This window comes from Marinobacter sp. 2_MG-2023 (genome assembly GCF_030546935.1).
GTDB lineage: Bacteria > Pseudomonadota > Gammaproteobacteria > Pseudomonadales > Oleiphilaceae > Marinobacter.
In genome coordinates this window covers 428,858-440,444 of the sequence record NZ_JAUOPH010000004.1, presented here as the reverse complement: position 1 = coordinate 440,444, position 11,587 = coordinate 428,858, and the positions used below count along the sequence as shown (strand labels likewise).

Here is an 11,587-nt window from a genome sequence, read left to right as displayed (position 1 = left end):
TTTTCTGCAAGAGAAAAGTGGGCCTTGCCAATCTGGTTCAGGGCTGAAGAGGCTGTAAATGCAATGACTACTAAGCAAATCTCCAGGTTGTATATCCGCTTCCGCTTTCCATAGCGACCCTGACGCTTTGGCGCACTAGCACCTTTGCTACCGCCGACACCTTTCGGTGTTCTTCACGTTTCTATTCTCCGCGCACTGCGAGCTTTATTAGCTGCTTGTGTCTCCGGCTGTCGATTTTTCCGGATGGACGCTGTTCTGCCGGCCACCGCTGTAAAAAAAGAGGTACTGATTTGAACGAGAATGGCTTTGCTCAGTTTTCCGTACTGACGATCATGATGTTGTTGATCGCCTTCTATGGCGGCACCTACCTGCTCACTTTGCTGATTCGCAAAAAAGAAGAAGACACCTCCGGCTTTATGGTTGCTGGCCATAACGTGGGTTTCGGCATGGGCGCGGCAAGTATGACCGCAACCTGGATATGGGCTGCGTCTTTTTATGCTGCCGCTACCTCCGGATACACTTACGGTGTGTCTGGCCCCGTCCATTATGGTCTTTGGGGTGCTTTGATGATTCTATTCATCTACCCGTTTGGCCGTCGATTTCGGGAGCTCGCTCCTAATGGCCACACCCTTGGTGAGTTGATTCACGCCCGCCACGGGTCGTCCAGCCAGTTGATTCTGGCCGGCTCCAATATTCTTGGTAGTGTGATCAGCCTGATGGTGAACTTCACCGCAGCCGGAGCACTGGTTTCAGTGCTGTCACCTTTGTCATTCCAGACGGGTGTAATTATTGCGGGCGTCGGCGTGCTTAGCTACACGCTCACCTCGGGTTTCCGTGCCTCTGTGTTCACCGACTTTGCCCAGCTTGTTGCGCTGATGGCGATCGCCGTCGTTATTATTCCGGCGGTGCTATTTTCGATTGGCGGGCCGTCTGTGATGGTTGACGGCCTGCAGAATCTGACCAGCCAGCAGGCGGATTTTTTCTCGGTAGACGCCATCATGAATCAAGGCGCGCCTTTTTTTGTGGCGGTACTTGCCTACGCCATTGGCAATCAGACCATATCCCAGCGCCTGTTTGCGGTGCGAGAAAAACACATCAAACGCACATTTGTTACTGCCACTCTAGGGTACGGCGCGATTGTTATCGGCCTTGGGATGATTGGGTTGATGGCACTGACCGTGGGTATGGAGCCGGTTAATGGAAATATGAATAACCTGATTCCCCAGATGGTTTCCGAGTACCTGCCGCCTGCCTTTGTGGCCCTGTTTTTCGTGCTGGTGATTGGCGCTTTGTCTTCGACTGCAGACTCTGATTTGTCCGCCTTGTCGACGATTGTTATGGCCGATATCTACGGCAAGAATATTGCCAGAGAAAACCCTAATCCTAAGGTTATGTTGCTGGTAGGCCGCATCACTATGATTGTCGCAACCGCGGCGGGCTTGATCTTCGCGAGCTTCTCTCTGGATATATTGGTGATGCTGGTCTTCGTGGGTGCACTTTGGGGCGCCATTGTGTTCCCGGTTATTGTTAGTTGCTATTGGGACAGAGTTACCAATGCCGCCTTTACGTGGTCTGTCGTCGTAGCCATGGCACTGTTCTGCATTGCTCGTTTCGAGCTTCTGGAGATGACAGGGGCAACTGTGCTGTTCTTTGAAGTGCTGGCATCGGTTGGCGCTGCTGTCGTGTTCGGGCTGATGGCGTTCGGTTTCTTCGGTCGCACGGTTGGCCTGATTGTAGGTGCGATTTCTGGGGCGATCATGGTGGTTTACGCCACAGGTTTCCTGCGTGACTACATGGTGCTTACCGCGTCTCTGACAGCCTACGGCGCCAGCACCATCGTTTGCACTGCAATGGCTTTGTTTAATAAAGAAAGGTTCGATTTTGATCTGATCAAGCAGCGCGTTGGCGATTATGACAAGGCGACAGATGAAGATGAATCCACGATGATCCCTGAAGGAGCACGCTCATGAGTGAACTGGCATACGGTACTTATATTCTGGCTTGGCCGGCTTTGACCCTCGGTGTATTGGTGGTTATCTGTGGCGCGGTGATTAAAGACGCCATTCAGGCGCGCAAGTCGGATAGCGATGTGGTCTGACCCCTCTGCGCAGAAAGCCTGACTATAAAACGGGAGCCTTTTGCTCCCGTTTTATAGGGAATGCTATGAGTTCAGGCTGCTGAAACCTTGAACTCGTTGGCAAGATCCTGAAGCTGCCGGGCAAGCCTGGCTTGCTCACTGGTTACATGGGAAATTTCCTGGGAGCCTGTTAGCGTCAGCATGGCCACTCCACTGACGGCTTCCATGTTTACGGCCAGCTCCCGGGTTACCGCTACCTGTTGTTCAGAGGCAGCGGCGATCTGTGTGGCCATGTCGGAGATGCTGTTAACATCTCCGAGTATGTCGGCAAACGTCTGTTCAAGCTCTGAAGATTGCTCACTGGTTTCCTTGGCAAGTTTATGGCTGGCGATGATAGAGCGGCTCGCATTCTCAGTAATCACCTGAAAGCCATTAATAATATCCTCAATCTGTGTTGTGGATTCGTGCGTCTGCCGGGCCAGAGTACGAACCTCGTCGGCGACCACGGCGAACCCCCGGCCATGTTCACCGGCCCGCGCCGCTTCTATAGCTGCATTCAGCGCCAGCAGATTGGTCTGATCAGCCACTTTGCGGATAACATCCATCACTTCCACGATGCTGCCGCTGCGTTTCTCCAGTTCTTCAATAACGTCGTTTACGTCTTTCACCGAGTCAGCCAGAGAGCGGATGCGGTTTACGCTGCCTTGCAGCACCTCTTCACCCGCCCGGCTTCTTTCCATGACGTTACTGGCGGCGTCTGCGACTTGCTGGGTATTCTGGGAAATCTGTTCAGACGTGGAGGTCATTTCCTCGGTGGCCGCGCTTATTTGTTCTATTTGTTCCTGCTGGTTTTGGGCCTGAGTCGCATTTTCTCCAGCGGTGGCGCTGGTCTCCTCGGTTGCGGTTGCAAGTTGCACGCAGCCTCTGTCAATTTGTTGAAGAGCGTGGCCAAAACGGCCGAACAGTTCGTTGAGTGCTCGTCCGATGGTGCCGACCTCGTCTTTGCTGGATATGTGAATCTGTTGTGTAAGGTCTTTATTGTCGGTCGCAAACCGGACGCTATCGAGCAAACCGTTGATCTGTCGGTTGATAGCACTGACCATAAGCATCATCAGGACAATTGCCACTACGATGGCAACTGCAGCGATCCCGGATGAGATGATCAGGCGCTGGCGTGCATCAGCTACGCCGTGAGATGCAGAAGATGAGGCAACATCGATCAGGGTTTTTCGCAAACTGTTCAGTCTGCCCAGTTGCTCTGTGGTGCTGACAAACCATTCTGTTGCATCGAGTCCATACAAGCCTGAAGGGCTGCGGAATAAAGTATTGCGCTTTTCTTGCAGGTCGAGACTTTCATCTGTCTCAGGCAGCGTTTTAAGCGTCAAAAGTAACTCAGATTCATCTGCCAGCATGGCGCCGGCTTCATGGATAAAGGCTTCCTGGCGCCCCCCGAACGCAGCTATCCTCTGAGCCGCAGGAAGGTCAAAGCTGCCCCGGTTTATCAGTGCTGCCCCTGCGGCACTCTCACGCCCGGCTGCCTCAGCCGCCTCTGCCAAAGCATAGTATGCATTGAGATCCCGGGTTAGTTGGGAGTCGGTAGAGCTGGAAATGACCATAGGGATCCGATTGATCAAGCCGGTGATCAACTGGGTATAGCGAGCCTCTGCTTCAAGGCTGTCAATCGAACGTTTGTCGGCCTGGCTACGGAGTTCTCCGAGAGCATTAAGGCTGTCCCGAACCGCCTCAATACTGTGTGTGATGGCACGACCGAAGCTGACCTCTTGTTGAAGGCGGGTTGTCTGAGATTGGTACTCATCCAGTCGTGTATCCGTATTTTTGCGTTGGTTGAGCAGTGCCTGCTCTGCCTGCTGTGCGGCTTCTCGGTCTACGCCCCTTGAAAGCACTACGGCGGAGCGGCCCCGTTCCAGCTGTAAAGCTTCAATCAGCGGATCACCACTGTCCGCAAGCTGAACCAGCGCCTGCAGCTGGCGCATGTCGTCGAGTTCTCCGGAGTTTCGGGTGATGCTCTCAATCGCAAAGTAGATGATAACTAGCAATGCCGGCGCGACAAGCGTTATGAGTTTGCCACGCATGGAGAGGTTGTTGATGACATTTTTCATCCCGGATTCTCTTATTGTTAATTGGAATTATTGTGAAGAAGTGTAGCAGTTAGCTCCATGCATATTGATTGGATATCTGTAGTAACGAGCATTTTGCTGTGTAAATTTGTCATCAAGTGTTAACTGCATGTTTTATATGCAACAACTCTCCGCACGCTGACAAAGGTCAATGCCGTCCACGGAACTCCAGAGTATGGTTTTGCGAACTTTGATGCGGAGAGAGCCCATGGAACTTGTTTGCCCGGCCGGTAGCTTGCCGGCTCTGAAAACAGCGGTGGATAACGGAGCAGACGCCGTGTATCTGGGGTTCAAGGACAGCACCAATGCGCGTCAGTTCGCCGGGCTCAATTTTAATGACAAGCGCGCAGGCGAAGGCATTGAGTATGCGCATAGCAAAGGCGCCCGGGTGTTTTGTGCCATCAACACTTATCCGCAGCCAGATGGCTGGGAAACCTGGAAGTCAGCTGTTGATCGCGCAGCGTCTTTGGGGGTGGATGCCATTATCCTGGCCGATATGGGGCTGCTGGAGTACGCAGCCAACAAATACCCACAGGTTCACCGGCACCTTTCTGTGCAGGGCTCTGCCACGAGCTACGAGGCCCTTCGTTTCTACAAAGACAACTTTGGTATACGCCGGGCTGTGTTGCCCCGGGTGTTGTCTATAGACCAAGTACGCGGTGTCGCGAAACACAGCCCGGTAGAGCTGGAGGTATTTGCCTTTGGCAGTCTCTGCATCATGGCAGAAGGGCGGTGCTACCTGTCTTCCTATTTGACCGATGAATCCCCGAATACCCGCGGTGCATGCTCTCCAGCCAAGGCGGTGCGTTGGCAGGAAACCCCCAGCGGGCTGGAATCCCGCCTTAACGATGTGCTCATTGACCGATACGGCAAAGGCGAGTCTGCCGGTTACCCAACCCTGTGCAAAGGCCGCTTTGAGGTCGAGGGTAGTGTGTATCACGCCATCGAAGAGCCGGTCAGCCTGAACACGCTGGACTTGCTGCCGGAGCTAAAAGAACTGGGTATCAGCGCGGTGAAGATTGAAGGTCGCCAACGCAGTCCGTCCTATATTGCCGATGTCGCCCGCACCTGGCGCCAGGCACTGGATAGGCTGGATGCCGGTACAGACGGTTTTCGTGTGGATCCTGCCTGGAACAACACGCTGTCGGGCTTGTCGGAGGGTGGCCTGACCACCATCGGCGCCTATCATCGCAAATGGAAATAAGGCGGAGTAACCCATGATGAAGCTTTCTCTGGGCCCGATTCTCTGGTTCTGGTCCAAGCAAACCGTATTTGATTTTTACGCCAATGCAGCCGAATGGCCCGTAGATACTGTCTACCTCGGGGAAACCGTGTGCTCCCGCCGCCGGGAACTGAGGCTGGCGGACTGGCTGGACATTGCCGGCGTTCTCAAAGACGCCGGCAAACAGGTGGTGCTTTCAACGCAAACCCTGATCGAGTCCGAGGCGGATTTGCGGGCGCTGCGCAAAATATGCAGCCAGCAGGAGTATCTCGTTGAAGCCAACGACCAGAGTGCGCTGCAGTTGGCTACAGAGAACAAGTTGCCGTTTGTGACCGGTCCATCGATGAATATCTATAACACCGCGACCCTGAAGCTGCTGGCGAAACAGGGGCTGAAAGGTTGGAACCTGCCAGTGGAACTGGGCCGTGAAACCCTGCGGCAATTGATTTCAGAGCTCAAAGCCGAAGGGCTGGATTTGCCGGCAGAAGTATTTGCCTGGGGCTTCTTGCCACTGGCCTGGTCGTCCCGCTGTTTTACTGCCCGCCATTACAATCTGCCCAAAGATAACTGCGAGTTCCGTTGCCTGCAGCACCCTGATGGTATGGAACTGCGTTCACGGGAATCCCAGGAGCTGTTTCGTCTGAACGGGATTTCGACCCTGTCGGGTTCCCGCTACGACCTGATGCGGGAAATGCCGGACATGGAAGAAATGGGCGTGGCCACCGTGCGCCTGAGCCCGGAACATCAGGGTATGGCGGACGTGGTTCGCCGTTATGATCAGGTGCGACGCGGCGAGGCTCCGGACACGGATCCATTGCAGCTGGCGGAGGCGCCGCCCTGCAACGGTTACTGGTATGGCAAACCAGGTATGGATCTGGTTCCATCGAACAGCCGTCTCTCCCAATCCTCAACCTTGCCGGTTTCCAGCCGCTTTTGAGCCAGGCCGCGCAGATTAGGGGATAGCTGAGGTAGATTGGCCATCTCCATGAGGGCGGCATGCTCCAGTGTGGCATCGTACATCAGGGACAATAACCGGCTCAGAGGCCAGCTGGGGTTCGGCCGCTGTTCATGGGTAAGTGTGTCACCCCGGCGAACCAGCCCTGGCTGCATCACCCGGTAGTACCATCCTGTTCTGAGGCTGTTTTGCAGTCTTTGGGACATATCCGATATGCCAAAGCGCAGGTTCAGGCGCCAGCAGGGCTGGCGAGGCTGGGACACTTGAATCACTGCCTCGCCAAGCTTGAAAACATCGCCAACACAGACATCGGTTTCGGTAAAACCCTCGGTCACCAGGTTTTCACCAAATGCACCCGGCTTGCAATGGCTGGCGGCCGGCTCGGGAAGCTCTTTTCGCAATCTTGCGTAATGGTCTGACGCGAAGTGATGCAGGGCTTTTTCGGGCCCGCCATGGTGATTATTGTCACCTTGCTGGTCACCGCTCAGGCCGTTTGTGTTCAGGAATGCGGAGTCCACTTCCTGTTTGTAGATGCCGGTATCAGTGTTGGTGCCGGCAAACGTTTTAAGTATGCCGAGCCTGAGTTCCCTGATAACAACGACTTTCGCCATTCGAATTCTCCAAAGTCTCCCGAAGCGGGATTGCGGTCAGAAGAAGAGCAGTTGGCGGATATTAAGGTTCCAATCAAGACTGTCCAGCAGGTTCTTTAAGCCCAGCCCCAGTTCGGTGTCCCCTTCAATCACCAGGCGACGCTGGAAAAAAAGTTGGTCTGGGTCTTGTCGCCGTTCGGCCAGGGTTTTGAAAGCGGAGAGAGAGCCCCGGATTGTCGCTTCACCTGCGCCTTCCAGCACCCGGAGCCGCCCTGCCCAAAAACCGAAGGTGATGCCCGGCTGACCACCGTTAACTTCCAGCCGGATGCGGCGCCCTTCAAAATCGTCAAATTCACCCTCGGCAATGGCGGTGGCGAAGATACGGTTCAGGGGCTCTTCCGCGACAAGCTGTTTTACCGGCATGGGCACTGCACGGTCGATAGCGCCGAGCAAAGGGGAGGGGGAGGGAAGATACTCGGAGAGCAGCGCCAGGGTGTCGCTTATCAAAGGGTTAGTGCGCAGTGGGAAGGCAGCAAGCGATGGCAGGGCCATAATCAACTCCGGGCAGTGAATTCGATCTGCCCAGAGTAACCAAAACCGCCAGTACTTGATTTGATATAGCTCAGCCCTTGTGCAGGCCCTCTTCGACAGCCCATACCGCGACTTCTACACGTGAGCGCAAGCTGAGCTTTTTAAGCAGGTGTTTTACGTGCACTTTTACCGTGCCGTCGCTGATGTCCAGCTTCCGACCGATCATCTTGTTGGACAGCCCTTCCGCGATAAGCCGGAGTATGTCTTTTTCCCGAGGTGTCAGGCTGTCAAAATCAGGTCGCGATGCCTGTTGTGGCTTGTTGGAACGCAAGGCCTCAGCAAGCAGTGTGGTTAGCCGGTCACTGATCACCATTTTGCCCACTGCAGCCTGGTGGAGCTGGGCGATCATATCTTCCGGTTCCATGTCTTTCAGAAGGTAGCCGTCGGCACCGGCACGCAGGGCAGCGACTACGTCGTCCTCCTGATCAGAAACAGTAAACATGACGATGCGCGAGCTTACGTTCAGTTCCCGCAGTTTTTTCAGGGCATCGATGCCGCTGATTTCTGGCATGTTGAGATCCATCAGTATGAGATCAGGTTCCAGTTCGGTCGCCAGCCGAATCCCATCTGTTGCGTTGCTGGCTTCACCAGCCACAACCATGTCGTCCTCCATCTCGACGAGCTGCTTGATACCTTGGCGCAGCAGTGGGTGGTCGTCGATCAGCAATATGCTTGCAGGTGTATCAGACGGTTTATCAGACATGGTACTTCGCTTCCTTTATTTAGGTACTTGATGTTTCGGTCGGGATCAGGTGTCGGCTTTTGGGGACGAACGTTAAACTGACTTCAACACCACCTTCTTCACGGTTTCGCACGGCAACCTGGCCCCCCAGTGTGCGCGCGCGGTCCTGCATGATAATCAAACCATAATGATTGGTTGGCTGCCCATTCTCGGGCAAACCTTTACCATTATCCTTTATTCTTGCTTTTACCTGGGGAGATTCAAACACTACCTCTACAAAAATTTCAGTGGCGTCAGCATGTTTAACTGCATTGGCAAGGCCTTCCCTTACGATCTGCAGGGTGTGAATCTCCTCATTGGGTGATAACGCCTGCGGCGGCAAGTTGTATGTCAGCTTTACGGGTTTTTCTAAACGGCCCGAGAACTCCTCGATGGTTTTGCGCAGTGCCGTTGCCAGGTCCGGTGTGTCCAGCTTCAGCCTGAACGTGGCCAACAACTCTCGGAGCTGGCGGTAGGCACTGTTCAAACCGGTACTCAATTCTTCCAGTATCGCGTCGTGAGCGGGTTTTTGGCTGCCCTCAATGTTAAGGCGGCGTAAACGAGCCACCTGCATTTTTAGATAAGACAGCGATTGGGCCAGGGAGTCGTGGAGTTCCCGCGCTATCACGGTGCGCTCTTCGGCCAGCGTAATCTGCTGCTGTTCGGTTATCTGTCGTTCGAGGAAAATAGCGGTAGCCAGTTGGTCACTGAGCGTCTCCAATAGGCGACGAGCAGTTTCAGAGAGGCCTTTGCCGGCAGGGTACCACACCTCCAGAGTGCCAAGGAGCCCGCTCGGGGTTCGGATAGGTAGCAACAGCCTGCGACCGTCGTGTTCTTCTATCGGGAGTTCGTCATAAATTTCCGATGTCACCAGGCAAGCGTTGCAGTGGTGGTCGCGACAATAGAAGGGACGATCCGCTGACGCTGTTGTTACCGCCTGCACAGGTTCTGTTGACTCTTTATCGCGGAGATAGAGCAGAATTGGGCCGATGCCCAGAAGTTGTTCAAGTTCCTGCAGCATGGGAACCGCGCCACTGCAAAGGTCGTGATTAGCAAAAAGGTTACGGCTGGCGTTATGAAGTAACTGAAGCGCGGTATGGCTTTTTTCCAGCTCTTCGGTTTTGCTGCGGGCTCGCTCCTCAAGCTCGTAGTAGGTGAGAGCAAGTTCGCTGCTCATCTGATCAAACGCACTGCCCAGTTGTGCAAGTTCATCGGTTCCCTTCAGGTTTGCCTTACGGGAAAAGTCCTGTTCACCAACCGCCACAGCAATACTGACGAGCTTGCGCAGCGGCTTGAGAACCCGGTTTCTCAGATCAACGAACAGGGCAATGATGATCAACACAGAGAAAGCCAGGCTGATTATCTGGATCAGGTGCAACAGGTCGATTCGGGCTTCTGTCCGGCGCTCGAGCATGCTGACCAGCTGGTTTACCGAATCCACGTAGGCTTCTGTGGCCGCAACCATGTTGGCGCTGACCGGCAGCCCATGTGGATGATTTTCCAGGCTAGGGCGCAGAGTCTGTTTCCAATAGGCCTGGATGGTGCGGTATTGGTTTGCCAAGGGGTGGTCTGCTGACCCCGGAATTGCCCGGGTAATCAGGTTGTCGGTCAGATTGTCTTCATATTCGGCGGCGAGGCTTTTGATGCTATTTGCTGAAGTAAGGCTATCCACCGGGCCTGCGGCATGAGCCAGCAAGCGGAAAGCGCCCATACGCAGCGCGCCTGCAAGGTTAATGGCGGTGGCGTTTCCTTCAATACTCTTCGAAACCGCAAGGGTCGTGGTCATGCTGACAAGCGCTGTCAACACCACGGCGCAAACAACGACAGCTATGCGATTAACAAGGGGGCTTCTGGATTTCATTGAATCTCGTCTTTACAGTCGCCGGGCTGGAATACCTCCTTGAGGATAGTCAATTACCCCAATGGTCGGTAACCCATCATAGTCTTTGACCTGCATCAGGGCAAAATCAGAAACTGAAAGGCAACGTAAAAGAATATTCACAAAGGCGTTGGCAAATGAGGTCTGAGGCGGATCAGGAGGATGAACGGCTGGCGTCACTTGCCGTGATTCTGCCGCTTGCGGTGACGGGGTTTGTTATCGCAGCAGGCTGTTGGACGCTATTTGCGGTAGCCGGGATCCACCTGCGCGCCGAATTAAGTCTCACTGATCTGCAATTCGGGCTACTGCTTGCTATGCCCATGGCGGTCAGCGCCGTATTGGCGGTTCCCGCCGGACTGGCAGCCCGAAAGTTTGGTGCGCGCCGCGTTATGCTCAGTTGTCTCACCGGACTTGCCGTTTGCATGGTCATACTGCTGACAACGGACACCTTCCCCGGTTACCTCCTGGCGGCTGGGGGGCTTGGGTTGGCTGGCGGGTTTTATAGTGCCGGCTTACAGTTTGTAATCAGTAAATGCCAGAGTCATCAACTCGGACTTGTTCTTGGTATTTTTGGCTCAGGCGTTACCGGCGCAGGGTTTACCTATTATCTTGTCCCGTTATTTCACGAAGCTTTCTCCTGGCAAGGTGTTCCGCTTGCCTATCTGATTGTTCTTCTGCTTGTACTTGCACTTCTGATACTGCTTTCAGATCCGGAAGATGCGATTGCAGACCCGGAAACCGAAACCTCCATCCGGGTGCTGTTCCAACGCTTCAGGCGTCAGGGGGTCTGGCAGCATGGCGCATACTTCGGTGTCATTGCAGGAAGTTTTTTCGCCCTGGCGCTGTGGCTTCCAGACTATCTTTCTTCGCAATTCGAGCTGCAGATTGGGTCCGGTGCAGGGCTTGCGCAATGGTTCATTCTTCCTGGGGCGTTGGCCCAGATTCTGGGCGGAGGCCTGTCCGATCTCCACGGCAGCCACCGAGTTATCGGCCGGTCACTTCTCGTCGGCCTGGCGGCGCTGTTGGTATTGTCCTACCCGCCTATGACGTTGTTTATCCGGGGGGTGGATGCAACGATCGAGGTCGAATTCGCGTTACCCATGATCGTTGAAAGCATCTTTGTGGTGGTACTCGGGGTGGCGCTTGGGTGTGCCATGGGTAGCCTGCAGAGAATTGTGATTATAGAAAGTCGCCAGAACGCTGCGTTTGTGGCTGGGTTGCTGTTGGTCAGTGCCTGTTCCGTGGCTTTTTTGTTGCCCGTTATTTTTGGTGCCGCAAATCACTGGCTGGGTGTTCGCAGTGCCGTGTTCATGATTCTGTTTTTGCTGCTGGGCCTCTGTCAGTTTTTGTATTCCCGCTTCAGTCGCCGCCAGGAGCGGCATGCTTTCCTCCAACCGGGGTTATAGGCCCTCTA

At 54.5% G+C, this 11,587-nt stretch carries 10 protein-coding genes; 5 read left to right on the top strand and 5 right to left on the bottom strand.

Translation table 11 applies throughout. The features are described 5' to 3' along the window. Window positions 1–290: 290 nt before the first annotated feature. Together Q4501_RS12610 and Q4501_RS12605 are read left to right on the top strand one after the other, a co-directional pair. On the top strand, window positions 291–1,970 hold the full coding sequence (locus Q4501_RS12610; protein ID WP_303596597.1) for a sodium:solute symporter family protein: 1,680 nt from the start codon (window positions 291–293) through the stop codon (window positions 1,968–1,970). Then, window positions 1,967–2,098, top strand: a complete 132-nt coding sequence (locus Q4501_RS12605; protein WP_303596596.1) for a putative transporter small subunit — start codon at window positions 1,967–1,969, stop codon at window positions 2,096–2,098. Before Q4501_RS12610 ends, Q4501_RS12605 begins: the two co-directional genes overlap by 4 nt. A gap of 71 nt (window positions 2,099–2,169) precedes the next feature. On the opposite strand, the gene Q4501_RS12600 is transcribed toward Q4501_RS12605, so the two are convergent. Further along, window positions 2,170–4,197: a methyl-accepting chemotaxis protein gene (locus tag Q4501_RS12600; RefSeq protein WP_303596595.1), complete on the bottom strand. Its 2,028-nt coding sequence runs from the start codon at window positions 4,195–4,197 to the stop codon at window positions 2,170–2,172. A 226-nt stretch (window positions 4,198–4,423) separates the two neighbouring features. Here Q4501_RS12600 and Q4501_RS12595 point away from each other — a divergent pair, with 226 nt between their 5' ends. Both Q4501_RS12595 and Q4501_RS12590 read left to right on the top strand, forming a co-directional pair. Beyond that, a complete protein-coding gene (locus Q4501_RS12595) occupies window positions 4,424–5,419 on the top strand; it encodes a peptidase U32 family protein (protein ID WP_303596594.1) in 996 nt (331 codons plus the stop codon). Window positions 5,420–5,432: 13 nt separating this feature from the next. Next, a complete protein-coding gene (locus Q4501_RS12590) occupies window positions 5,433–6,374 on the top strand; it encodes a U32 family peptidase (RefSeq protein ID WP_303596593.1) in 942 nt (313 codons plus the stop codon). Here the strand turns inward: Q4501_RS12590 and Q4501_RS12585 are convergent. From Q4501_RS12585 to Q4501_RS12570, 4 genes are all read right to left on the bottom strand, one after another. Next, a complete protein-coding gene (locus Q4501_RS12585) occupies window positions 6,284–7,003 on the bottom strand; it encodes an MOSC domain-containing protein (RefSeq protein WP_303596591.1) in 720 nt (239 codons plus the stop codon). The genes Q4501_RS12590 and Q4501_RS12585 overlap by 91 nt on opposite strands. A gap of 36 nt (window positions 7,004–7,039) precedes the next feature. Then, window positions 7,040–7,534, bottom strand: coding sequence for an SCP2 domain-containing protein (locus tag Q4501_RS12580; RefSeq protein WP_303596590.1), 495 nt, complete (start codon window positions 7,532–7,534; stop codon window positions 7,040–7,042). 70 nt (window positions 7,535–7,604) lie between these two features. Next, window positions 7,605–8,276, bottom strand: a complete 672-nt coding sequence (gene narL / locus Q4501_RS12575) for a two-component system response regulator NarL (RefSeq protein WP_303596589.1) — start codon at window positions 8,274–8,276, stop codon at window positions 7,605–7,607. Between the two features lie 19 nt (window positions 8,277–8,295). After that, the gene (locus tag Q4501_RS12570) at window positions 8,296–10,155 is read right to left on the bottom strand and encodes a histidine kinase (protein ID WP_303596588.1); all 1,860 of its coding nucleotides are present in this window, start codon (window positions 10,153–10,155) and stop codon (window positions 8,296–8,298) included. Between the two features lie 155 nt (window positions 10,156–10,310). On the opposite strand from Q4501_RS12570, the gene Q4501_RS12565 reads away from it, so the two are divergent. Then, window positions 10,311–11,579 (top strand): nitrate/nitrite transporter, encoded by a 1,269-nt coding sequence (locus Q4501_RS12565; RefSeq protein ID WP_303596587.1) that lies wholly within the window; start codon window positions 10,311–10,313, stop codon window positions 11,577–11,579. The last annotated feature ends 8 nt before the right edge of the window (window positions 11,580–11,587 follow it).